At 73.2% G+C, this 22,005-nt stretch carries 21 protein-coding genes and 2 pseudogenes; 8 read left to right on the forward strand and 15 right to left on the reverse strand.

The genetic code is table 11. The annotated features are described in order from the left end of the window. The first annotated feature begins 70 nt into the window (after positions 1-70). Together ACFYZB_RS35165 and ACFYZB_RS35170 are read left to right on the forward strand one after the other, a co-directional pair. Entirely contained in the window at positions 71-736 is a 666-nt protein-coding gene (locus ACFYZB_RS35165) for a TetR/AcrR family transcriptional regulator (protein ID WP_388765412.1), read from the forward strand. A 197-nt stretch (positions 737-933) separates the two neighbouring features. Next, on the forward strand, positions 934-2,292 hold the full coding sequence (locus tag ACFYZB_RS35170) for an MFS transporter (RefSeq protein WP_388765414.1): 1,359 nt from the start codon (positions 934-936) through the stop codon (positions 2,290-2,292). A 42-nt stretch (positions 2,293-2,334) separates the two neighbouring features. Here the strand turns inward: ACFYZB_RS35170 and ACFYZB_RS35175 are convergent, their stop codons facing one another. After that, the gene (locus ACFYZB_RS35175; protein ID WP_351214213.1) at positions 2,335-2,676 is read right to left on the reverse strand and encodes a VOC family protein; all 342 of its coding nucleotides are present in this window, start codon (positions 2,674-2,676) and stop codon (positions 2,335-2,337) included. A 416-nt stretch (positions 2,677-3,092) separates the two neighbouring features. Beyond that, positions 3,093-3,689, reverse strand: a complete 597-nt coding sequence (locus tag ACFYZB_RS35180; protein ID WP_388765416.1) for a TetR/AcrR family transcriptional regulator — start codon at positions 3,687-3,689, stop codon at positions 3,093-3,095. A 77-nt stretch (positions 3,690-3,766) separates the two neighbouring features. Here ACFYZB_RS35180 and ACFYZB_RS35185 point away from each other — a divergent pair. Next, positions 3,767-4,672: pseudogene (locus ACFYZB_RS35185) on the forward strand (NAD(P)-dependent oxidoreductase); the annotation flags it as partial. Positions 4,673-4,690: 18 nt separating this feature from the next. On the opposite strand, the gene ACFYZB_RS35190 reads toward ACFYZB_RS35185, so the two are convergent. Further along, entirely contained in the window at positions 4,691-5,140 is a 450-nt protein-coding gene (locus ACFYZB_RS35190; RefSeq protein ID WP_388765418.1) for a PPOX class F420-dependent oxidoreductase, read from the reverse strand. Between the two features lie 90 nt (positions 5,141-5,230). Here ACFYZB_RS35190 and ACFYZB_RS35195 point away from each other — a divergent pair, with 90 nt between their 5' ends. The 3 genes from ACFYZB_RS35195 (at position 5,231) to ACFYZB_RS35205 (ending at position 8,671) form a co-directional block, all read left to right on the forward strand. Then, positions 5,231-5,812, forward strand: coding sequence for a TetR/AcrR family transcriptional regulator (locus tag ACFYZB_RS35195; RefSeq protein ID WP_388765420.1), 582 nt, complete (start codon positions 5,231-5,233; stop codon positions 5,810-5,812). Beyond that, positions 5,809-7,167, forward strand: coding sequence for an MFS transporter (locus ACFYZB_RS35200; RefSeq protein WP_388765422.1), 1,359 nt, complete (start codon positions 5,809-5,811; stop codon positions 7,165-7,167). The genes ACFYZB_RS35195 and ACFYZB_RS35200 overlap by 4 nt, the downstream gene beginning before the upstream one ends. Positions 7,168-7,447: 280 nt before the next feature. After that, a complete protein-coding gene (locus tag ACFYZB_RS35205) occupies positions 7,448-8,671 on the forward strand; it encodes a serine hydrolase domain-containing protein (RefSeq protein ID WP_388765424.1) in 1,224 nt (407 codons plus the stop codon). A 56-nt stretch (positions 8,672-8,727) separates the two neighbouring features. On the opposite strand, the gene ribA is transcribed toward ACFYZB_RS35205, so the two are convergent. Continuing rightward, positions 8,728-9,399, reverse strand: coding sequence for a GTP cyclohydrolase II (gene ribA / locus ACFYZB_RS35210; RefSeq protein ID WP_388765426.1), 672 nt, complete (start codon positions 9,397-9,399; stop codon positions 8,728-8,730). Positions 9,400-9,437: 38 nt separating this feature from the next. Here ribA and ACFYZB_RS35215 point away from each other — a divergent pair, with 38 nt between their 5' ends. Next, a complete protein-coding gene (locus tag ACFYZB_RS35215; RefSeq protein WP_351214227.1) occupies positions 9,438-10,226 on the forward strand; it encodes a creatininase family protein in 789 nt (262 codons plus the stop codon). A gap of 455 nt (positions 10,227-10,681) precedes the next feature. Here the strand turns inward: ACFYZB_RS35215 and ACFYZB_RS35220 are convergent. The 5 genes and pseudogenes from ACFYZB_RS35220 to ACFYZB_RS35240 form a co-directional block, all read right to left on the reverse strand. Then, positions 10,682-11,803 (reverse strand): annotated as a pseudogene (locus ACFYZB_RS35220) (YbhN family protein); the annotation flags it as partial. Continuing rightward, positions 11,800-13,047 carry a class I SAM-dependent methyltransferase gene (locus ACFYZB_RS35225; RefSeq protein WP_388765428.1) on the reverse strand — a complete coding sequence of 416 codons (1,248 nt, stop codon included), beginning with the start codon at positions 13,045-13,047 and terminating at the stop codon, positions 11,800-11,802. The gene ACFYZB_RS35225 and the pseudogene ACFYZB_RS35220, both read right to left, overlap by 4 nt. Further along, entirely contained in the window at positions 13,044-14,252 is a 1,209-nt protein-coding gene (locus ACFYZB_RS35230) for a glycosyltransferase family 4 protein (RefSeq protein WP_388765431.1), read from the reverse strand. Before ACFYZB_RS35230 ends, ACFYZB_RS35225 begins: the two co-directional genes overlap by 4 nt. Then, on the reverse strand, positions 14,249-14,647 hold the full coding sequence (locus ACFYZB_RS35235) for a 6-carboxytetrahydropterin synthase (RefSeq protein ID WP_351214231.1): 399 nt from the start codon (positions 14,645-14,647) through the stop codon (positions 14,249-14,251). The genes ACFYZB_RS35230 and ACFYZB_RS35235 overlap by 4 nt, the downstream gene beginning before the upstream one ends. A 112-nt stretch (positions 14,648-14,759) precedes the next feature. Continuing rightward, positions 14,760-15,749, reverse strand: a complete 990-nt coding sequence (locus ACFYZB_RS35240) for a zinc-binding alcohol dehydrogenase (protein WP_388765434.1) — start codon at positions 15,747-15,749, stop codon at positions 14,760-14,762. Between the two features lie 107 nt (positions 15,750-15,856). Between ACFYZB_RS35240 and ACFYZB_RS35245 the strand changes: the two genes are divergently transcribed. Beyond that, positions 15,857-16,624, forward strand: a complete 768-nt coding sequence (locus tag ACFYZB_RS35245; protein WP_388765435.1) for a CDP-alcohol phosphatidyltransferase family protein — start codon at positions 15,857-15,859, stop codon at positions 16,622-16,624. 70 nt (positions 16,625-16,694) lie between these two features. Here the strand turns inward: ACFYZB_RS35245 and ACFYZB_RS35250 are convergent, their stop codons facing one another. The 6 genes from ACFYZB_RS35250 to ACFYZB_RS35275 form a co-directional block, all read right to left on the reverse strand. Next, a complete protein-coding gene (locus tag ACFYZB_RS35250) occupies positions 16,695-17,408 on the reverse strand; it encodes a YcnI family protein (protein WP_388765437.1) in 714 nt (237 codons plus the stop codon). 38 nt (positions 17,409-17,446) lie between these two features. After that, on the reverse strand, positions 17,447-18,070 hold the full coding sequence (locus ACFYZB_RS35255; protein ID WP_388765438.1) for a hypothetical protein: 624 nt from the start codon (positions 18,068-18,070) through the stop codon (positions 17,447-17,449). 246 nt (positions 18,071-18,316) lie between these two features. Further along, complete coding sequence (locus tag ACFYZB_RS35260) at positions 18,317-18,670, reverse strand: hypothetical protein (protein ID WP_388765440.1); 354 nt, start codon at positions 18,668-18,670, stop codon at positions 18,317-18,319. A 78-nt stretch (positions 18,671-18,748) separates the two neighbouring features. Further along, positions 18,749-20,113, reverse strand: coding sequence for a GH1 family beta-glucosidase (locus tag ACFYZB_RS35265; RefSeq protein ID WP_388765442.1), 1,365 nt, complete (start codon positions 20,111-20,113; stop codon positions 18,749-18,751). Between the two features lie 38 nt (positions 20,114-20,151). After that, positions 20,152-20,991 (reverse strand): carbohydrate ABC transporter permease, encoded by an 840-nt coding sequence (locus ACFYZB_RS35270; protein ID WP_388765557.1) that lies wholly within the window; start codon positions 20,989-20,991, stop codon positions 20,152-20,154. Between the two features lie 13 nt (positions 20,992-21,004). Next, a complete protein-coding gene (locus tag ACFYZB_RS35275; RefSeq protein ID WP_388765444.1) occupies positions 21,005-21,997 on the reverse strand; it encodes a carbohydrate ABC transporter permease in 993 nt (330 codons plus the stop codon). Between the last annotated feature and the right edge of the window lie 8 nt (positions 21,998-22,005).

Here is a 22,005-nt window from a genome sequence, read left to right on the forward strand (position 1 = left end):
TGCTTCTACAATCACCGGCACGCACCCAGCGAGCGCGCCGCCCAGGCGTCCACCGGCCCGAAGGACAGCGATGACCAGCGTCGAAGAACCCGTACGACCCGGTGGACGGGTGCGCGACGCGGCCCGCACCCAGGCCGAGATCCTCGACGTGGCCACCCAGGAGTTCGCGCGGGCCGGCTACGACGGGGCCCGGGTCGACGAGATAGCGGCCCGCACCCGCACCACCAAGCGGATGATCTACTACTACTTCGGCGGCAAGGAACAGCTGTTCACGGCCGTGCTGGAGCGGGCGTACGGGGTGATCCGCGAGGCCGAGCAGCAGCTGGACGTCGAACACCTGGACCCCGTCGCCGCGATCCGCCGCCTGGCCGAGCTGACCTTCGACCACCACGAGCGCCACCCGGACTTCATCCGCCTGGTCAGCATCGAGAACATCCACGGCGCCGAGCACATCGCGGCCTCCGAGAAGCTGGGGAAGATCGGCTCCCCGGCCCTGGAGGTGATCCGCCGGATCCTCACCGCGGGACAGGAGTCGGGGCTCTTCACGGCCGACGTGGACGCGGTCGACCTGCACGCGATGATCAGCTCGTTCTGCTTCTTCCGGGTCGCCAACCGGCACACCTTCGGCGCCCTGTTCGGCCGGGACCTGGTGGACCCGGCCCAGCGGGAGCACTACCGGACCATGCTCGGCGACATGGTGATCGCCTACCTGACCGCGGAGCGGGCGGCCGGCTGACGCCGGCGGGCCCGCGTTCCCGTACGGGCCTTCGCACGGGCTCTTGACACCGGGGAAACACGAGCGCAACATCCCACCCACCACGACTAACTATCCAGTGGGTTAATTAGCAGCCGAGATCCGGCCCTCGCCCGCTCCCTCCCCTCGTCGCTCACCCGCCCCTTCCGTAGGGTGGGTTCCCCCGAAGGAGCACCGCCGTGTCCGTCCCCACCCCCGCGCCCGCCGCCGAGGCCCCTCCCGGCCAGCCCTGGAAGGCGGCGACGGCCGCCTGGATCGGCAGCGCCCTGGAGTACTACGACTTCTTCGTCTACGGCAGCGCCGCGGCGCTGATCTTCCCGAAGGTCTTCTTCGACTCGTCCGACCCGGCGACCGCGACCCTGCTGTCGCTCGCCACCTTCGGCGTCGCCTACGCCGCCCGCCCGCTCGGCGCACTGGTCCTCGGACACGTCGGCGACCGGCTCGGCCGCAAGAAGATCATGGTGTTCACGCTGGTCCTGATGGGCCTGTCGACCTTCCTGATCGGCTGTCTGCCCACCCGCGCCCAGGCCGGCTCGCTCGCCCCGGTGCTGCTCGTGCTCTGCCGCGTGCTGCAGGGCATATCGGCGGCCGGCGAGCAGGCGAGCGCGAGTTCCATGAGCCTGGAGCACGCGCCGCCGGGCCGGCGCGGGTTCTTCACCAGCTTCACGCTCAGCGGCACCCAGGGCGGCCAGCTCATCGCCACCCTCGTCTTCATCCCCGTCTCCAGGCTCCCCGAGGACCAGCTGCTGTCCTGGGGCTGGCGGGTGCCGTTCTGGCTGAGCGTCGCGGTCGCCGTCGCGGGCTACGTCATCCGGCGCCGGCTGCGTGAGACCCCGGCGTTCGCCCGGCAGGCGGCGACCGGGGGCGTGGTCCGGCTGCCGCTCGCGGTGCTGCTGCGCGAGCACTGGGCGGATGTGCTCCGGGTGATCGCGGGCGCGCTCATCGCCTCGGTCAGCACGATCTTCACGGTGTGGGCGCTGGCGTACGCCACCAGCGACGCGGTCGGCATGTCCCGTACGTTCATGCTGTGGGTGGGTGCCCTGGCCAACCTCGCCGCGCTGGCGGCGATCCCGCTGTGGGCCGTGCTCTCGGACCGGATCGGGCGCCGGCCGGTGTTCCTGGTCGGCGCGGTGGGCAGCGCGGCCGCGATGGCCGGCTATCTGTGGGCGATCTCCACGGGCTCCCGCCCGCTCACCCTGGTCCTCGGGATCGTCGCCTTCGGTCTTGTCTACAGCGCCGCGAACGGTGTCTGGCCGGCCTTCTACGGCGAGATGTTCGCGACCCGGGTGCGGCTGTCCGGCATGGCCGTCGGCACGCAGATCGGCTTCGCGGTGGCGGGGTTCGCGGTCACCTTCGCCGCCGAGATCGCCGGTCCGGGCGGCGACGACTGGTCGGCGGTGGCCCTGTTCACGGCCGCACTGTGTCTCCCGCCGGCCCTGGCCGCACTCACCGCCCGCGAGACGCACCGGGTCCCGACCGAACTGCTCGGCGAGCGGGCGGGGCGACAGGACGCGCAGGCGGAGCGGGTCACGGCCTGAGGTGAGGCCCGCTGGGGCCGGGGCCACTGGGGCCGGGGGCCGCTACGGCCTCGGGTGCCGCGGCTCGTACAGGGCGAGCTCGCCGCCGCCCGGCAGCCGGAGCGCGGTCACCCGGCCCCAGCGGGCCTCCTCCACCGGCCGGGTGAACTCCACTCCCTGCCCGGCGAGCCGTCGCCGCGTCTCGTCGAGGTCGTCGCACATCAGCATCAGCTCGTGCGCGGGCTCGCCGTCAGTGGGGTGACAGGCCACCTCGGTGGGCGGCGCCTGGAAGATCAGCCATCCGTGGCCCGCGTCGACGTGCGGCCATCCGAGGGTGTCCCGCAGGAAGGCCCGATCGGCCTCCGCGTCCTGGCTGTAGAGCACCACATGTGCACCGTTGATCACGCGCGGAGGGTAGAGCGGCGGGCGGGGCCGGACAAGCACCGGCCACCCGCGAGCCACTGCACCCCGGCGGCCGCGCCGCAGCGTCCCGCACCGGCGCAGTCAGCGCACTCACGGCGCGGGCACCATCGGCGCCACGCCTCACCGGCCGCACCAGAGTCCACCGTATGGCGCACCTCCACACGGACCGTCGCCGTCCACCCCACCGGCCGCATCCGAAGGACCGACCCGCTCGGGGGGCGCGACCGGCCGCCTGGAGGGCGGCGGCGCGCGACCGGCCCGGCTGCCGCCGTCGGCACGCACAGGTCGGCGGGGCACTGCCGAGCGCAGCCGCAGCCGCAGCCCCGGCCCCGAGCCCGACCCGCCGGGCCGTGCACCTGCCGGCAAGTCACCGAGCGGGCCCGCACCGACGCCGCCACTCACCCGCCCCGCCCCACCGCCCCGTCCAGCAGCGGCCCCAGTTCTCGTACGGCCGTGGTGAGGGGGGCGGTGTTCTGTTGGGCGCGGGCCAGCAGGATCGCGCCCTCCAGGGTGCTGATCATCAGGGTGGCCAGGGATTCGGCACGCGCGGCGGGGACGCCCATGGCGGTCAGGGCCTCGGCGAGCGGGGTCCGCCAGGTCGTGAACGCGGCGGCCACGGCCTCGCGCGTCGAGCCGTCGGCCGAGGCGCAGTCGATGGCGGCGGCGGCGACCGGACAGCCCCCGGCAAAGCCGCGCGCCGCGTACTCGTCGGTCCACTGCGCGACCATCGCCGCGAACAGACCGCTCGGCGTCGGCTCATCGAGCCCGGCGAGAAAGCGTGTGATCCGCTTGCCGGCATAGCGTCCGGCCCAGCCGACCGCCTCGTTGACCAGCTGCTCCTTCCCGCCGGGGAAGTAGTGCTGGAGCGAGCCGCGCGGTGCGCCCGCGTGCGCGGCGACCTCCCGCATGCCGGTCGCGGCGACCCCGTCGCGCCGGATGAGCTGGGCCGCGCTGAAGACCATCCGGTCCCGCGGGCCGTGTCCCGTCCCGCTCATCGCCCACCTCCCGATCCTCGCCGCCTCCACCCTATGACCGGCGTCATAACGGCCGCTACTATGACAACGGTCATAGTCGGCTGTCGTGGCGAAGGACGGTCCCCGTGAACGTCGGTTTCATCGGTCTCGGAGTGATGGGCCGGCCCATGGCCCAGCGCCTGCTGTCCGCCGGTACTCCCCTGGTGGTCTGGAACCGGACCGCGGAGCGCGCCGCACCCCTGCGCGCGGCCGGGGCCACGGTCGCGGCGGACGCTGCCGAGGTGTTCGCACGGGCCGACGTGGTGCTGCTGATGCTCGCCGACGAGGCCGCCGTCGACGCCGTCCTCGGCCGGGGCACACCCGCGCTGGCGACCCGGGTCGCCGGGCGCGTCGTCGTCCACATGGGCACCACCTCCCCCGAGTACTCCCAGGCCCTGGAGAGCGACGTCCGCGCGGCCGGCGGCCGGTACGTCGAGGCACCCGTCTCCGGGTCACGGGTCCCGGCGGAGGAGGGCCGGCTGGTGGCGATGCTGGCCGGGGAGAAGGACGCCGTGGACGCCGTACGGCCGCTGCTCGCGCCGATGTGCCGGGAGACGTTCGTGTGCGGTCCGGCGCCCGGCGCGCTGCTGATGAAACTGTCCGTCAACCTCTTCCTGATCACCCAGGTGACCGGGCTGACCGAGGCGTTCCACTTCGCCGAGCGCCAGGGTCTGGACCGGCGGCTGTTCCTGGACGTCCTCGACGCGGGCCCCATGGCCAGCGGCGTCTCCCGGATGAAGGCGCCGAAGCTGTTCGACCGGGACTTCGCGGTGCAGGCGGCCGCGCTGGACGTCCTGAAGAACAACCGGCTCATCGCCGAGGCGGCCCGCAGCGCACACCTGGCCTCACCCCTCCTCGACGTGTGCCACGCCCTGTTCGAGGAGACGGTGGCCCAGGGGTACGGCGGCGAGGACATGGTCGCCGTACTGCGGGCGATCGAGACACGGACCGCCGGGGCGGCGTAGCCGGGAACCGGCCCTGGATCAGCGCGTGGGGATGCCGTACACCCGGTCGACGTGCAGCCGCACCACCAGGCGGCGGTCGCGGACCATCGCCGCCCGGTAGTCGTCCCAGTCCGGGTGTTCGCCCTGGACGTCGCGGTAGAGGCGGATCAGCTCCTCGACGGTGTCGTCGTGCGGGTCCCCGGCGACCGGGGAGAGTTCGGCCGTGCCCTCGGCGACGGTGAACGCCCAGCGGTCGGCGCTGGTGACGTGGTAGGAGGCGCGGGGGTCGCGGCGCAGATTGCGGGTCTTGGCGCGGTCGTCGGTGACGGAGATCCGGATGACCCGTTCGTCGGGGTAGTAGGCGTGGTTGACGTTGGACAGCTGGGGGCGGCCGTCGCGCTTGAGGGTGACCAGGATGCCGGCGTTGCCCTCGGAGAGCAGTTGCAGCAGCGCGTCCTGCGCGGGGGCCGAGGTGGGGTCTTCGCTCATGACACGGTCAACTCACCGGAGCGGGCCCCGCATTCCCACACCGCCGACAGTGAGTAGACAGTGTCTACGTGCGACTGGTAGACACTGTCTATGACTGAGTCCGACATGGGGTTGCGGGAGCGTCTGGTCGACGTCGGCGTGGAGCTGCTGGCCACCGAGGGGCTGCAGGCGCTGACCCTGCGGGAGATCGCCCGGCGCGCCGGCGTCTCGCACGGGGCGCCGCGCCGCCACTTCCCCACCCACCTGGAACTGCTGTCGGCCATCGCGCGCCGGGGCTTCACCGACCTGGCCGAGCGGGTGCGGGCGGCACACGCACCCGGCGCCGCCGGCCCGCGCGCCCACGTGGCGGCGCTGGCACGGACGTACCTGGAGTTCGCCCTCGACAACCCCGGCATGTATGAACTGATGTTCCGTCATGATCTGCTGGAGAGCGGACACCTGGGGCTGCGGGAGACCAGCCTTCCCTTGTTCCGGGTGCTCGCCGAGCTGGTCGGCGAGGTCCGGCCCGGGGCCGACGCCCGGCGGGTCGCGGGCGCCCTGTGGGCCAATCTGCACGGGATGGCGCAGCTGTGGCGCTGGCGCAGCCTTCAACTCGCCGTGGGTGAGGACGACTTCGGGGCCCTGCTCGATGCGGTCCTGCTGGCGCACCTCGGCCCGGAGGGCGGGCGGTGAGCCGGCGATGGACGCTGGCGAGCAGTGTGGCGGGTGCGGTGGTCGTCGCGCTGGACGGTACGGTCCTCACGGTCGCACAGCCCCGACTGCAAGGCGACTTGGGGGCGTCGTTCGCCGAGGTGCAGTGGACCAGCACCGCGTATCTCGTCGCCGTGGCCGGCCTGCTGGTGTTCGCGGGACGGCTCGGTGACCGGTACGGGCAGCAGCGGGTGTTCGCGCTCGGCATGCTGGGATTCGGGGCGGCGTCGGCGGGGATCGCCTGCGCGCCCGGCGTGCGGTGGATCATCGCGCTGCGGGCGGTACAGGGGGTGTTCGGGGCGCTGCTGCAGCCGGCCACGCTGGGCATGCTGCGGGCCGCTTACCCGCCGGACCGGCTCGCCCGGCCCCTCGCCGTGCGGACCGCCGCGATCGGGCTGGCGGCGGCAGCGGGTCCGCTGGTGGGCGGGGCCCTGGTGACCGGTCTGGGCTGGCGTGCGGTGTTCTTCGTCAATGTGCTGCCCGCGCTCGTCTTCGGCCTGCCGGCGCTGCTGCGGCCGCGGCGGCCCGCCGCGAGTTCCCGGACGCCCCTGGACGTGCCGGGTGCCGTGCTGCTCGCGGTGGCGCTCTCGTGTCTGGTGCACGCGCTGACCGCGCGGCCCGTCTCCGGGGTGGGACTCGCCGTCGCCGCGGTCGCCGCCGCGGTCCTCGTGCGGCACGAGCGGCGTACGGCGAGCCCGCTGCTGCCGCCCTCGGTCATCGGCTCGCGGGCGTCCGGGGCGGCGCTCGGCGTGCTGGTGGTGGTGTCCGCGGCCTTGTTCGGCACCCTCTTCGTGGCCACCTACGTGCTGCAACGCCGACTGGGTCTCGACCCGTTGGCCGGCTCCCTGCGCAGCCTGCCGCTCGCGGTGCTGATGGTGGCGTCCGCCGCGCTGTGCCCGGTGCTGCTGCGCCGCTTCGGGACGCGCGGTACGGCGACGGCGGCGACGGCACTGCTGGCGCTCGGCGTCCTCGTGCTGTCCGGGGCCGGCTCCACGCCCGCGCTGGGCTGTGCGTTCGCCCTGCTGGGCGCGGGCTTCGGGACGGTGATGGTGGCGGCCACCCAGGTGGTCGTACGACGGGCGGAGGTGGCGGTGGCCGGAGTGGCGGGCGGGCTGCAGCAGACGGCGCTGAACGTCGGCCCGGCCCTCGGGGTGGCCACGGCGACCGCGCTCATCGGCGCCGGGACCACGACCGCCCTGCTCACCCTGGCGGCCGTCGCGGCGCTCGGCGTACCCCTGGCCCGCGCGCTGCCGGGGACGGACGGCGGGGATGCGGGAGCCGGCACACCGCACACCACCGAGGAACGGCAACTGCCGCACACCGCCCGGAACCGGTGACATCCGTGGCCGACCCGGAACCGGTGACGTCCGTGGCCGGCACGTGATCGGCACAGCGCACTCCACCCGGACCCGCAACGACCGCACGCCCCCACGACCGGCAGCGGTCGTGCCTCGCCGACCGTGCCCCGCCGCTGGGCCGGTGGCGTCGTGTCGATCACATGCACCGGCGATGAGCGGGTGCCGGGTGGCGTTCCTGGGGACGATGGACGGCGAGTGAGGGACGGGTGCGTCACGGCGGCAGCCGGGGCATCGCGTTCGAGGCGACCGGAGGAGAGCGATGGCAAGGCTGCGGCAGGAAGTCGAACCGGATGAGGCGGGACTGGACGTCAAGGCGCTGGACAGGCTGGACCGGCACCTCGCGCACCTCGTCGACCAGGGGCGGCTGCCCGGCTTTCTCGTGGCCCTTTCGCGTGGCGGCCGGGTCGCCCACCTCACCACGTACGGCCGGCGCGATGTCGCGGCCGGGCTGCCGGTCGAGGCGGACACGCTGTGGCGGATCTACTCCATGACCAAGCCGGTCACCGCGGTCGCGGTGCTGCTGCTGGTGGAGGAGGGCGGGCTGTCCCTGGACGACCCGCTCGAACGTCATCTGCCGGTGTTCGCCGACGCGCGTGTGTACGACGGCGGTTCGGGCGCGGACCTGCGCACCCGCCCGGCCGCCGGCCCGATCCTGATCCGGCACCTGCTCACCCACACCGCGGGCCTGACCTTCGGTTTCTACCACCGGCACCCCGTCGACGCCCGGTACCGGGAGTCCGGCCTGGAGTACTCGGTGCCGCCGGGCAAGGATCTCACCGAGACCGTCGAGGTGTACGCACGGATGCCGTTGCAGTTCGATCCGGGCACGCAGTGGAACTACTCGGTGGCCTCGAACGTGCTGGGCCGGGTGATCGAGGTGGTGTCCGGGCAGCCGCTGGACGCGTTCTTCACCGAGCGGATCCTGCGTCCGCTCGGCATGGCCGACACCGGCTTCCACATCCGGCCCGAACAAGCGGGCAGACTGGCCGAGTTGTACGGGGAGACGGACGAGGGCGGGATCGATCCGGTGCCGGGGCTGCCGGTGCAGGGCCGGCCGAGGTTCCTGTCCGGCAGCGGCGGCCTGGTCTCCTCGGCGTACGACTTCCACCGGTTCATGGAGATGCTGCGCCGGGGCGGCGAACTGGACGGCGTACGGCTGCTGTCCGCGGACACGGTCGGCATGATGACCCGCAACCAGCTGCCCGGCGACGCGATGCTGCGCTCCTTCGGCGCCCCCGCCCACCAGGAGCCCGGCAACGACGGGCTCGGCTTCGGCTTCAACGTGTCGGTGGTCACCGACCCGTCCCGCACCCTGGCCCCCGCCGGCCTCGGTACGTACGGCTGGACCGGCGCGGCCACGACCGCGTTCTGGGTCGATCCGGCCCGCGAGGTGACGGTCCAGTTCATGACGCAGGTACGGCCGAAGACGCTGAAGGTCTTCCCCGAGCTGCGGCGGCTGGTGCACGAGGCGCTGGTGGACTGACCGGCGGGGCGCCCGCCGCCCGTGGGGGGAGGCGGCGGACGCCGGTACGGCCGGCCTCAGGAGCCGTGGGCGACGGCGTCCAGGTGGGGCAGGATGTGGTCCATCCGCTCCCGCTTGGTGCGCAGATAGGTGATGTTGCTCTCGCACGGCTCGATCAGCAGCGGCACCTGCTCGGCGACCTGGATGCCGTGCCGCACCAGCGCCTCCCGCTTGCGCGGGTTGTTGGACATCAGGCGTACCGAGCGCACCCCGAGGTCGTGCAGGATCTGCGCCGCGACGCCGTAGTCGCGGGCGTCGACGGGCAGACCGAGCGCGAGGTTCGCCTCCACCGTGTCCAGGCCCTCCGCCTGCAGGGCCATCGCGCGCAGCTTGGCGAGCAGTCCGATGCCGCGGCCCTCGTGGCCCCGCAAGTAGACGACGATCCCGCTGCCTTCGGCGACGACGGCGCGCAGGGCGGAGGCCAGTTGGTCGCCGCACTCGCAGTGCCGGGAGCCGAACGCGTCCCCGGTCAGGCATTCGGAGTGCAGCCGGGTCAGCACATTGTCGGTCCCGATCTCGCCGTACACCAGGGCCACTTGTTCGTCACCGCGGTCGTGGTCCAGGTAGCCGATCGCCTGGAATTTCCCGTACACGGTGGGCAGCGGTGCATTCACGACGCGTTCCGCGCCCGAACGCCGCGGGGACTTCTTGACGAGTACGCCCATGTCGACGCCGGTGTTTTCTGTCATGATCTGATTCCTAAGCAGAGACGAAAGGCCGTGAAACGATGAGTGGTTCGGGCGCGCGTGCGGCGGCAGGCGGGGAGACGAACGGCGTGGCGTACGGCGTGCTGCCGACGGACACCACCGAAGCGGTACGGATACGGGGGGCGGGCGTTTCAACACAGGTGGCCGTCCTTCCCGTCGGGAGTTTCGAACAGCACGGTCCGTTCCTTCCGCTGGCGACGGACACGCTCGTCGCCTGTGCCGTGGCGCGGGAGATCGCCGCCGCGTACCCGGTGCACCTCCTTCCTCCGGTGACGGTCTCCTGCTCGCACGAGCACGCGGACTGGCCGGGGACCGTCAGCATCTCCGCCGTGACCCTCCATGCGGTGGTCTCGGACATCGCGGCGTCGCTGCGCCGCTCCGGCGTGGACGCGCTCGTCGTGGTCAACGGGCACGGCGGCAACTACGTTCTGGGCAACGTCGTCCAGGAGGCATCCGCACGCGGTGAGCGGATGGCGTTGTTCCCGGCCGCCGAGGACTGGGAGACGGCGTGCGAACGGGCGGGGGTGGCCACCTCGCTGCTGACCGACATGCACGCCGGGGAAATCGAGACCTCGATTCTGCTGCACGCTCATCCCGAATTCGTCCGCCCTGGTTACGAGTCCGCCGATTTCACCGCTGACGACCGTCGTCATCTACTCACCGTGGGAATGTCCGCCTATACCGAATCGGGCGTCATCGGCCGTCCTTCCCTCGCGTCGACGGAAAAGGGGAAGGAACTCCTGACAAGCCTGGCGGAATCCTTCGAGCCGCATTTCGCGTTGCTCACGTCGGCGACCGGACGGGGGTAGTCCACCGCGGCCCCCGGGGCGGGCGCGCCGCCCTGGACGGGCGCGGGGTCCGGGGCAGGCGCGCCGTCCTGCGCGGGCGCGGGGTCCGGGGCAGGCGCGGGGTCCGGGGCAGGCGCGCTGTTCTGCGTAGGCGAGGAGTCCCGCACGGCCGGGGTGCTCTGCGCGGACGCGAGGTCCGGGGCGGACTCGCCTCCCTGCACGGACGCGGTGTCCTGCGCGGACGCGGTGCGCTGCGGCGGCTCGGGGTCCTGAGCGGACGCGGGCTCCTGTACGGATCCGGGGTTCTGCGGCGACGCGGTGCCCCGCGCAGGCGTGAGGGCTGGGGCCGGTCGGGGGGTGGGCGGGGGCGTCGGGGTGCGGAGGTCGGCGTACCAGCGCGCAATGAGGACGGCGGCGCCGGGCAGGCTCGCCACGAAGCTCAGCACGCCGTAGACGACGGCGACGGCGACCCCGGTGCTCGCGCCGAGTCCCGCGGCGCCGAACGCCCAGGCGGTGACGCCCTCGCGGGGTCCGAAGCCCCCGACGTTCAGCGGCAGCCCCATGGCGACCAGGGCGAGGACCGCGAGTGGGACCAGCTCCACGACGGAGGCGGCCGAGCCGGCGACCCGGGCCGCCACGACGAACATCGCCACGTGCCCGGCCAGGACGACGGCGGAGGACAGCGCGATGCCCGGCCCGCCCCGGCGGGAGAACAGGCCCTGGCGCGCCTCACCGAGAGCGGTGCGCAGGCCCCCGGCACGGCGGGAGGGCGCGCGGTTCATGCGCACGGCGAGTCCGACGGCGAGCACGCCGACCGCCGCGAGGGCGACCAGGGGGGCGACGTCGCGGGCCTCGGCGCGGACCGGGGACGCCAGCGTGGGCAGCACCGCCACGGCGAACACGGCCAGCGCGATCTGCCCCGCGACGCGTTCCAGTACGACGGCCTTCACTCCGCGCCGCAGGTCACCGGCGCTCTGTCCGTGCCGGACCGCCCGGTGCACATCGCCCAGGATCCCGCCGGGCAGCGCCGCGTTCAGGAACAGCGCCCGGTAGTAGTCGGCGACGGCGGGGCCCAGCGGCAGCCGGATGCGCAGGCCTCGGGCCACCAACTGCCAGCGCCAGGCGCTGAGCACGGTGGTCACCACCCCGATGCCGAGCGCGGCCAGCACCGTCGCGGCGTCGATCCGCCGCAGCCCGTCGACGAGCACGCCCGTGCCGAGCCGCCACAGCAGCGCTCCGAGGATGACCACGCCGGCGACGGTCCCGAAGTGCGTACGCAGCGCGCGGAAGCGGGAGGGCCCGGGACCGGGAGGCTCCGGTGACTCCGGGGGCTGCGGTGCCTCGCGCGCGGACTCCGGGGCCGGGGCTTCCGCGGGCGGGGTTTCCGCGGGCGACGATGGCGGTCCCGAGAGCGGCGGTGCCGGTTCCGGGTGCGCGGACGGCCGTTGTGGAAGCCCGGTCTCGGCAGCGCGCGCCATCAGCGCCGTGCCGGCACCGTACACGCACACATCGGCCGGGCCGGCGTCGCGCACGCGCGCGTGGCGGCCGGTTCCGGTGCCCCTGTGCCCGGACTCCGTCGCGGCGGAGCGCGAGCTCATGAGGCGCCGCCCGTCGACCGGGGCAGGGCCAGCAGGTCGCTGTGGTGGACCACCACCCGCAGCTCACCGGCCGCACAGGCGGCGAGCCGGTCCCGCAGATACCGCTCGGCGCGGTCGCGCAGTGCGGGCCGCTGTTCCAGCGCCGCGCCGACCCAGCCGCGCAGCCACTGCTCGATCAGCGCCGCCTCCTCGGGGCCGAGCCGCCAGGGGCTCGGATGCACACGTACGGCGGCACCGCGCGCCGCGAACGCCTCGCACGCCGCGGTGACCGCGTCCGGGCCGAGCAGCCCGGCGCGCCGCTGATGGGCGTTGAACGCCTCGGTGATCTCCGCGTCCAGCGGGTCGGCCGGGGTGAGTTCGACACGCCCGGCGACCGACAGGGTGAGCAGCGCGGGACAGCCGGCGCCGGTGCAGGCATCGACGAGGGTGACGAGCTCCTCCCGGGTGAGCACGTCGAGCAGCGCGGAGGCGGTGACCAGCGAGGCCCCGGCCAGTGCGTCCGGTGTCAGCCGGGCGATGTCGCCGCGCCGGGTCTCGACGGTGACGCCGCTGCCGTCGGCGGCTGAGCGCGGGGAGCCTACGGCGGCGAAGTGCAGCAGGTAGGGGTCGCGGTCGTGCAGGACCCAGTGCTGCGGGCCGTCCAGGCGGGGCGCGAGCCAGCGGCCCATCGAGCCGGTGCCGCAGCCCAGGTCGTGCACGGCGAGTGCACCGGTGTGGCCCGGCAGGTTCGCCAGCCGGATCCGCAAGGGGTCCAGCAGGTCCTTCGCGCGGGCGGTCGCGTCGGCCGGTTCCCGCAACCGCAGCCATTCGGGCGCGTACCGGGGCGGTTCCTCGGCTTCGTCGTGCCGCAGCCGCACGGTGGCCCGCTCACCGGGACGGCCGACGGGCCCGGCCCCGGCGACGACCGAGTCGCCCGCGCCGCACTGCCCGCCGTCCCCGGCACCACCGGCGTCCCCGGCACCGCCCGCCGTCCCCTGAGACTGAGAGACACCGTTCTTCGCGGCCCCGGCCCCTGCGTCTCGACCCGCCGCCCGGGCGGCGCCGTCTCCGCCCTGCCCGGCACCGGACCCCCCACCGAACCCCTGCGAACTCACCACGCCACCCCGGACGTCAGCAACCCCGCGACCGCTCTCACGCACGGACTCCCCCTCGCCCTCGGCGCTCCGCACCGGCTCCAGCTCCCTCGGTCCGGTCTGGGCCGGGATCGACGCCATGCCGTTCTTCGTGGTTTCCGGCGTGCTCATGCCGCCCTCCTCGGGGCTTCGGGGAGCCGGGCGAGGACTCCGGCCAGGCTGCGGGCGGTGGTGGCCCAGCCGTCGAGCGCGGCGCGGCGGCCGCGGGCGGCGGACTTCAGCCGGCGGCGTACGTCGGGCTCGCCGAACCAGCCGCGCAGTTCGGCGGCGAGCGCGGCGGGGTCCTCCGGCGGGACGAGGATGCCGGGCACCCCGCCGTCGGGGGCGCGGCCGACCGCCTCCGGGAGTCCGCCCACGTCGGTGGCGAGGACCGGGATGCCCCGGGCCAGGGCCTCGGTGACCGCCATGCCGTAGGTCTCCGCGTAGGAGGTGAGGACCATCAGGTCGGCGGCGGCGTAGGTCGCGTCGAGCTCGGCTCCGGAGCGCGGCCCGGTCAGGTGCAGCCGGTCGGCGAGGCCGTACCGGGCGATCAGCTCCCGCAAGTGGTCCACGTACGCGGGGTCGTGGCCGAGGCCGCCGACCAGTTCACAGGTCCACGGCAGGTCCCGTACCGCCGCGAGCGCCTCGACGAGCCGGTGCTGGCCCTTGCGCGGGGTGACGGCGGCCACGCACACGAGGCGGGAGACGCCGTCGGTGCCGGGCGCGAGCGGCGCGATGTCGGCGCCGGGCGCGGCGAGATGCACCCGTTCGGGGGCCAGGCCGTGGTGGGAGACCAGCCGGCGCACCGCCCAGTCGCTGGTGGCGACCACGGCGGGCGCGGCGCGCAGCACGGCGCGTTCGCGGGCGTCGAGGTCGGTGGCGACGGCCGGGGCGAGGCCCGTCTCGTCGCCGAGCGGCAGATGGACGAGGACGGCCAGGCGCAGCCGGTCCGCGTGCGGGGTGACGACCTCCGGGACGCCGCAGGCGACGATCCCGTCCAGCAGCACCACCGCGTCGTCCGGCAGGTCACCCAGGGTGCGGGCGAGGTGGTCGCGGGCGGCCCGGTCGGGGCGCGGCCAAGTGCCGGGCGCCGCGTGCCGGGTGACCTGCCAGCCGAAGCCGGGCAGGTCCAGGCAGACCCGGCGGTCGTAGGCGTTGCCGCCGCTGGGCGCGGCCGGGTCGTCGACTCCGCCCGGCAGGACGAAGTTCACGGTGCGCAGGGACATCGGGGTGATTCCGGCCTTCTCGACGGCGACGGCAACGGCGTCGGCAGTGGGCTGCGCCGGGACGTACGCCAGCCGTGCCCGTTCCGCGGGCTGTGTGGTCGTCCCGCTCACAGGCCACGCTCGTAACTCGCCCAGGCGATGTGCGACTCGTGCAGGGTGACGGCGATGCCCGCGAGGCCCTTGGCGCCCTCGCCGAGGGCGCCCTTGTGGATGCGTTCGGCGAGCCGGTCGGCGACGACCTTGGCGAGGAACTCGGTGGAGGTGTTGACGCCGGCGAACTCGGGTTCGTCGTCCAGGTTGCGGTAGTTGAGCTCGGCGGTGATGAGGCGCAGTTCCTGCGTGGCCAGGCCGATGTCGACCACGATGTTGTCCTCGTCCAGCTGCTCGCGGCGGAAGGTGGCGTCCACCAGGAACGTGGCGCCGTGCAGTCGCTGCGCGGGCCCGAACACCTCGCCGCGGAAGCTGTGGGCGATCATGATGTGATCGCGGACGGTGATGCTGAACAACGGACGACCCTCCAGGTACGACGCGTCTGGATCCCCCTGTCCTTACCCGTCGGGGGATGCCGTGTAGTACGGCTCTTCGCTTCCCCGCGTTCAGCCCTCTCTCACTCTTTTCTCAGGTCAGGCCCGTCTCGGCGTACCGGATCCGGTGGCACAGGGCCGGGATCTCACCCGAGGCGAGCTTCGGCATGACGTCCGGGAGTTGTTCGAACGCGCTCTCCCCGGTGATGAGCGCGTCCAGGGCCGGGTCGGCGAGCAGGTCGAGGGCGAGCGCCATCCGGTCGGCGTAGTCCCGACCTGGGCGAGCCGCCGGGGAGACGGTGCCGACCTGGCTGCTGCGCACGGTGAGCCGGCGGGAGTGGAAGGCCTCGCCGAGCGGCAGGGCGACGCGCCGGTCGCCGTACCAGCTCAGTTCCACCACCGTACCCTCTGGAGCGAGGAGTTGCAGGGCGCGGGTGAGGCCGGGCTCGGTGGCGCTGGCGTGCACGACGAGGTCGCAGTCGCCGAGCGCCCTGTCGGGCGTCGCGAAGTCCACGCCGAGCGCCTCGGCGGTCTTGGCGCGGGCCGGGTCGGCGTCGACGAGCTGCAGCCGGACGCCGGGGAAACGGGCCAGCAGGGCGGCCACCGAGCAGCCGACCATGCCGCCGCCGACCACCGCGATCCGGTCGCCGATCAGCGGCGCCGCGTCCCACAGGGCGTTCACGGCGGTCTCCACGGTCCCGGCGAGCACGGCGCGCGCGGCGGGCACCTTCTCCGGTACGACGGTCACGGCGTTCACCGGAACGGCGTAACGGGTCTGATGCGGGTACAGGCAGAAAACGGTGCGCCCGACGAGCTCGGCCGGGCCCTCCTCCACCTCGCCGACGCTGAGGTAGCCGTACTTCACCGGACCCGGGAAGTCACCCTCCTGGAACGGCGCCCGCATCACGGCGTGTTGGCTCTCAGGCACCCCGCCGCGGAACACGAGGGTCTCCGTGCCACGGCTCACCCCGGAGTAGAGCGCACGCACCACGACCTCGTCCTCGGCGGGGTCCGCGAGGGTGAGGTCGCGCAGCTCGCCGTGGCCGGGTGAGCGCAGCCAGAACGCGCGCGCCGAGCGGTTCATCGGCATCCTCCTGAACAGTAGGGAAGTTGTTCACGTACCGAGAAGTGCACAGGCCGCGCACAGTACGCGGCGTTGATCGACTCTGTCACTCGGCCGGAGGGTGTGCGGTGGCCCTGAACAACACGTATGACGCCAGGCCCCAGCAGGAGACGGCGGTGGGAGCGGGCATACAGCTCCTGCTGCTGGCCCTGCTCGGAACGGCGATAGGCATGGGGCCGGCCGGCTGGCTGACGGGACTGGCGTTCGCGTTCGCCACCTGGGCGGTCCTGTCCCGGGCCCTGCACCGCGCCAGCCTGCGCAGCTTCGGCCCCGCCAACCGCGTCACGCTCGGCCGGGCGACCCTGGTGGGCGGGGTGACGGCGCTGGTCGCGGACTCCTTCGAGAGCGCGCCGCCGGTGACCCTGCTGGTCGGTCTGACGGCCGTCGCCCTGCTGCTGGACGGCGTCGACGGCAAGGTGGCCCGCCGCACCGGCACCTCGACCGCGCTCGGAGCGCGCTTCGACATGGAGGTCGACGCGTTCCTGATCCTGGTGCTGAGCGTGTACGTGTCCACGCAGCTGGGCCCGTGGGTGCTCCTGATCGGCGGCATGCGCTACGCGTTCGTCGCCGCGGCCCGCATGGCCCCCTGGCTGAACGCCCCGCTGCCCCCGTCCTTCGCCCGCAAGACCGTCGCCGCGATCCAGGGCATAGCCCTGCTCCTAGCCGGTGCCGAGCTCCTCCCCCACCCGGCGAACCTCGCGATCGTCCTCCTCGCTCTCGGCTCGCTGCTGTGGTCCTTCGGCCGGGACGTGCGGTGGCTGTGGCGCACCTCCCGCATCTCGGTGGAGGCGGCGGCTGCCGGGAGGACGGAGCTGCTGGAGCTGGCGACGCGCTGAGCGAAGTCCTCGGGCATCGAGAAGGCCCGGACCGGGATGCCGGTCCGGGCCCTCCACCGTCTTGTGACGGCTACGACCGCACGCCCCGGCTCCGTACGAGCGCGAACGCCGCGGCGGCGAGGCCGAGGACGCCGACGACCAGCCCGGCGATGCCGAGCCCACGGGCGGTGGAGTCACTCACACCGGCCGCTTTGGCGGTGGTGGCGGTGGCGGTCCTGGCGGACGCAGGTGCGCCGCTCGCGTCACCGGCCGTCAGCTTCAGCACCGGGGCGGGGTTCTCGGGCTCGTCGCCGCCGGCCGGCTCCTCGATCCAGCGCACGACCTTGCCGTCGGAGTAGGTCTGCAGGGTCTTGAACACCAGCTGCCCGGTGTCGTCGGGGAGTTGACCGAAGGCGACGTTGAAGTCCTCGTACTGCCCGGCGCCGATCCTCCCACCCGTGAAGGTGATCTCGGAGGCGGCCTCGGTGATGGTGCCGTCGTCGGTCTTGACCGGCGTCCTGAGCTTGGCGGTGGTGACCTTGGCGGTCCAGCCGTCCTGCGGGTGGACGAGCACGCCGAGGACGGGGTGGTCGGTGGGCAGGAAGACCTGCACCTTGGTGGTGGAGGCGCTGTCCTCCTCGTTGGGGACGCGGAAGGTCAGCACCCCGTCTGTGGCCCCCTTGGCGTAGCTCTCGGGGTGGACGGTGACGTGCGCGGAGGCGGCACCTGCGGCGAGCAGGACCGTGGTGGCGGCGAGGGCGGCGACGGCCCCGGCGCGGCGCAGCGTGCAGCGTGACATGGCCATGATGTTTCGATCTCCGTACGAGTGACGTGTGAGGGGTGTCAGAGCGAGTACGGGATCGGGGCCGGGGGCCCGCGTCTGCTGACCGCGTGCCGCAGCAGGGCGGGGCGGGGTGGTGCGAGGGCGCCCGGGACGCACGGGGCGCGACCGGCGGGAACGGGCAGCGTGGTCTCACGCCACCAGGCGACGAGACGGGGGACGAGCGTGGCGGCCCGGCGCAGCATCGACCACAGCGCGGCCTCGCCCCGCCGCAGCCACCAGGAGGCGGCCAGCGCGGCGAGGAGGTGGGCGGCGGTGGCGTGGGCGGTGAGGTGAGCGTGCGTCCCGGCCAGGCTGTGCGCGTGCGCGTCCATGGAGGCCATGGTGTGACCGGGCATGGCCGGCATGCGCGCGGCGACGGAACCGGTGCGTCCGGGGTGGGCGGCGTCGAAGCCGAGGTGGAGTCCGGCCTGGGTGAGCAGCATGGCCGCGCCGATGCCGGGCAGTGAGCGCTCCCGGCCGCCGAGGGTCCAGCCGAGCGCGAGTACGGCGACGAACCCAGCCGCGTCCGCCCACAGCGGCGGCATGTCACCCATGGCGAGCCCGTGCCCGGCGGCGGCGAGCAGCACGCACACCGCGGCGAACACCGCCGCCCGCAGGCCTCTCACCGCCGGGGAAGCGCTCATGGTGAGGGATCCTCCCACGTCCGGGTGATACGTGGGGCGCCGGTGTCCTGTTCAGGCGTCGCGATCGGGGAAGCCGAACGAGGCGCGGCGGGCGCAGCTGCGGGCTGAACTGCCGGGGGTGCGGCCCGTACGGTGCGTCAGCGTACGGGCACGATCGGTGGACACCGCCGCCGGAACCCCTCCGCATCGCGGTCACCGACGCACGCGGAGACCACCTCCCCGCGCCCATGTGCCAACCCCGCGCTGCTACCGGTTCACAGAGGTGAGGGCAGGTGCACCGCGGGCAGCGGCCCCTGCTCGATCTCCCAACCGGTCGGGGAAGACGAGGTGCCAGGTGGACCGCTCGGCCTCCAGGACGTACGCCCACTCGCCGCTGCGGCAGAACATCGCCACGCTGTCGCCCGGGTCCACGCTCAGCCTGTCGAAGTCCTTGAACGGCGCGGGCAGTTCGGCCGTGCGGGGGTCCGCACCGAGGCGGACCACCAAGTCCACCGGGTCCACGCCCCGCACCGCGGTGAGGCAGATGTCCGAGAGCATCCCGTCCTTGACGATCGCACCGCTGTACCAGTGCTCGCCGATCCACCCCGAGCTGTCCGTCATGGTGCCGCCCCCTCTCCTCGCTCTCGGCGCACACGCTACCGAGCCTCGGGACGCGTCCCGAGGCCCACCGACCCCGGCTCAGGCGGCCCTGCGTGTCCGGCCGCGGTGGCGGCGGACGATCTCCGCGTACCGGTGTCCGCTGCCCTTGATCGTGCGCACCTGGGTGCGGTAGTCGACGTGGACGAGGCCGAAGCGCTTGTCGTAGCCGTAGGCCCACTCGAAGTTGTCCAGCAGGGACCAGGCGAAGTAGCCGGCGAGCGGGGCGCCCCTGCGGGCGGCGGAGGCGCAGGCGGCCAGGTGGCGTTCCAGGTAGTCCTGGCGTTCGGGGTCGTCCACGCTGCCGTCGGGGCGGACGACGTCCGGGAAGGCGGAGCCGTTCTCGGTGACGTAGATCTTCCGGGCGCCGTAGTCCTCGGTGAGGCGGAGCAGCAGCGTCTCGATGCCGCCGGCGTCGATCTCCCAGTCCATGCCGGTGCGCGGGACGCCCTCGCGGCGCACCGCGCGGACGTACGGAGCCGGCGCGTCGGGGGCGTCGGCGACGTACGCCGGGAAGTAGTAGTTCAGGCCCAGCCAGTCCAGCGGCGTCGCGATCGTCTCCAAGTCGCCGTCCCTCAAGGGGAGTTCGACGCCGTAGCTCTCGACCATGTCGGCCGGGAAGCCGCGGCCGTGGACCGGGTCGAGCCACCAGCGGTTGACATGGCCGTCGTGGCGGCGGGCGGCCGCGACGTCCTCGGGGCGGCCGGTGGCCGGGTGCACGGTGGAGAGGTTGTTGACGATGCCGACCTGGGCGCCGGGCGCGGCGGCGCGGATCGCGTGGGTGGCCAGGCCGTGTCCGAGGAGGAGGTGGACGGAGGCGCGCACGGCGGCCGTCAGGTCCGTCCAGCCCGGGGCCATCGTGCCCTCCAGGTGGCCGATCCAGGCCGAGCAGCTGGGCTCGTTGAGGGTCGCCCAGAGCTTCACGCGGTCGCCGAGGCGGGCGGCGACGGCCGAGGCGTACTCGGCGAGCGCGAAGGCCGTGTCCCGCTCGGGCCAGCCGCCGCGGTCCTGGAGCACCTGCGGCAGGTCCCAGTGGTAGAGGGTGACGGACGGGGTGATGCCCGCCTCCAGCAGGGCGTCCACCAGCTCGTCGTAGAACGCGAGGCCCTTGGGGTTCACCGGGCCGGTACCGCCCGGCAGCACGCGGGGCCAGGCGACCGACAACCGGTAGGCGTTGACGCCGAGTTGCCGCATCAGGGCGATGTCCTCGCCCCGGCGGTGGTAGTGGTCGCAGGCGACGTCGCCGGTGTCGCCGTTCGCGACCTTCCCCGGGGTGTGCGAGAAGGTGTCCCAGATCGAGGGCGTACGGCCGTCCTCGGCGACGGCTCCCTCGATCTGGTACGCCGCGGTGGCCGTGCCCCACAGGAAGTCGTGCGGGAGTGCGGCGAGGTCGATGCGTTCGGACACGGAAGTCCTTTCGGGATACGGGGAATTGCCCAGAGGAGTCACCTGACGGCACCTGCGGTCAGGCCGGCGACGAGATAGCGCTGCAGCAGCAGGAAGCCGGCCACCACGGGCACGCTGACGACCAGCGAGGCGGCCATGATCTGGTTCCAGTAGACGTCGTTGAGGGTGGAGTAGCCCTGCAGGCCGACGGCGAGGGTGCGGGTGGTGTCGTTGGTCATGACGGACGCGAAGAGCACCTCGCCCCACGCGGTCATGAAGGCGTAGACGGCGACCGCGACGATGCCGGGGATCGCGGCCGGCACGACGATCCTGAGCAGCGCCCCGAGCGGGCCGCAGCCGTCGACCAGCGCCGCCTCGTCCAGGTCGCGCGGCACCGAGTCGAAGTACCCGATCAGCATCCAGATCGAGAACGGGAGGGAGAAGGTCAGGTAGGTGAGGATCAGGCCGCCTCGGGAGCCGAACAGGGCGATGCCGGTGGCGTTGCCGATGTTGACGTAGATCAGGAAGAGGGGGAGGAGGAAGAGGATGCCGGGGAACATCTGCGTCGACAGGACCGTCACGGTGAAGACACGCTTGCCCCGGAAGTCGTAGCGGCTGACGGCGTACGCCGCGAACACCGCGATCACCACCGAGCAGATCGTCGCCGCGCCCGCCACGATCAGCGAGTTCATGAAGTACGTCGCGAGCGGGACCGTGGACCAGATGTCGATGTACGGCCGGATGGTCAGGCCGCTCGGCAGCCAGCGGAACCTGCCGGTGACGTCCGCGAGCGGCTTCAGCGAGCTGGAGACCATCACGTACACCGGGATCAGCACGAAACCGGTGAGCAGGGTGAGGAAGATCCGCCGGGACCAGAGGAAGGAACGCGGCGGGGCCATGGGCGAGTTGGGACTAGACATCGGCGGGAGCCCTCCGTCCGCGCGAGGTGAACAGCAGGTACCCGCCCGTCACGACGAGCAGGAAGAGCAGCAGCAGGACGGACATGGCGGAACCGGTGCCGAAGTTCCAGGTGACGAAGGACGCCTGGTAGATGTGGACCGAGATGAGGTCGGCGGCCTCGGGGGCGGACCTGCCGAACAGCACGTACGGGGTGTTGAAGTCGTTGAACGTCCAGAGGAAGAGGACCAGGACCAGGACCTGGTTGACCGGGCGCAGCGACGGCAGGGTGATGCGGCGGATCTGCTGCCACATCCCGGCGCCGTCCAGCGCGGCGGCCTCGTACAGCTCCCGGGGGATGTTCTGCAGTCCGGCCATCACGATGAGGAAGGCGAACGGCCAGCCCTTCCACACCGACACGGTGAGCAGGGCGTAGAAGCTGTTGTCGCCGATGAGCCAGAAGGACGGCTTGCCGGTGAGGTGGAGCTGGTCGTGCAGGACGTGGTTCACCAGGCCGTTGTCGTGCTGGAACATGAACACCCACGTGATGACGGCCGCGTAGACCGGCAGGGCGTACGGCACCAGGAACAGCGCCCGGAGCAGGCCGCGGCCGCGGAAGGTGTCCTGCATGCAGATCGCGGCGGCGGTGCCGATCAGCCAGCACAGGCCGACCGAGAGCAGGGTGAAGCCGACGGTGACGAAGAAGGAGTGCAGCAGGGCCTCGCCGACCGGGGCGTCGAAGTTCACCGACACCTTGTAGTTGCCGAGGCCGGACCAGGGGGCGCTGGACCAGTCGCGGATGTAGAACTGGGTGAGCTCCTTGAAACTCATCACGATGCCGATGACCATCGGCACCAGGTGGACGAGGAGTTCCAGCAGCAGGGCGGGCAGGAGCAGCAGGTAGGGCAGGGAGGCGCGGCGCAGCCGCCCCGTGCGGCGGCGGGGTTCACGCGGCGCCGCATCGGGGGACGTCTGCCGCACCGGCTCCTTGAAGGCGGTGGTCGTCATCGTCGCGC

This window comes from Streptomyces sp. NPDC001852 (assembly GCF_042891825.1).
In the GTDB taxonomy this organism is placed as follows: Bacteria; Actinomycetota; Actinomycetes; order Streptomycetales; family Streptomycetaceae; genus Streptomyces.

Bases quoted from the DNA above. Each gene is read 5' to 3' on its own strand.
- ACFYZB_RS35255 (WP_388765438.1), bottom strand. From the start codon at position 18,070: ATGAGCGCTTCCCCGGCGGTGAGAGGCCTGCGGGCGGCGGTGTTCGCC.
- ACFYZB_RS35195 (WP_388765420.1), top strand. From the start codon at position 5,231: ATGACTGAGTCCGACATGGGGTTGCGGGAGCGTCTGGTCGACGTCGGC.
- ACFYZB_RS35165 (WP_388765412.1), top strand. From the start codon at position 71: ATGACCAGCGTCGAAGAACCCGTACGACCCGGTGGACGGGTGCGCGAC.
- ACFYZB_RS35205 (WP_388765424.1), top strand. From the start codon at position 7,448: ATGGCAAGGCTGCGGCAGGAAGTCGAACCGGATGAGGCGGGACTGGAC.
- ACFYZB_RS35180 (WP_388765416.1), bottom strand. From the start codon at position 3,689: ATGAGCGGGACGGGACACGGCCCGCGGGACCGGATGGTCTTCAGCGCG.
- ACFYZB_RS35270 (WP_388765557.1), bottom strand. From the start codon at position 20,991: ATGGCCCCGCCGCGTTCCTTCCTCTGGTCCCGGCGGATCTTCCTCACC.
- ACFYZB_RS35240 (WP_388765434.1), bottom strand. From the start codon at position 15,749: ATGAACCGCTCGGCGCGCGCGTTCTGGCTGCGCTCACCCGGCCACGGC.
- ACFYZB_RS35190 (WP_388765418.1), bottom strand. From the start codon at position 5,140: ATGAGCGAAGACCCCACCTCGGCCCCCGCGCAGGACGCGCTGCTGCAA.
- ribA (WP_388765426.1), bottom strand. From the start codon at position 9,399: ATGACAGAAAACACCGGCGTCGACATGGGCGTACTCGTCAAGAAGTCC.
- ACFYZB_RS35275 (WP_388765444.1), bottom strand. From the start codon at position 21,997: ATGACGACCACCGCCTTCAAGGAGCCGGTGCGGCAGACGTCCCCCGAT.
- ACFYZB_RS35260 (WP_388765440.1), bottom strand. From the start codon at position 18,670: ATGACGGACAGCTCGGGGTGGATCGGCGAGCACTGGTACAGCGGTGCG.
- ACFYZB_RS35215 (WP_351214227.1), top strand. From the start codon at position 9,438: ATGAGTGGTTCGGGCGCGCGTGCGGCGGCAGGCGGGGAGACGAACGGC.
- ACFYZB_RS35225 (WP_388765428.1), bottom strand. From the start codon at position 13,047: ATGAGCACGCCGGAAACCACGAAGAACGGCATGGCGTCGATCCCGGCC.
- ACFYZB_RS35250 (WP_388765437.1), bottom strand. From the start codon at position 17,408: ATGGCCATGTCACGCTGCACGCTGCGCCGCGCCGGGGCCGTCGCCGCC.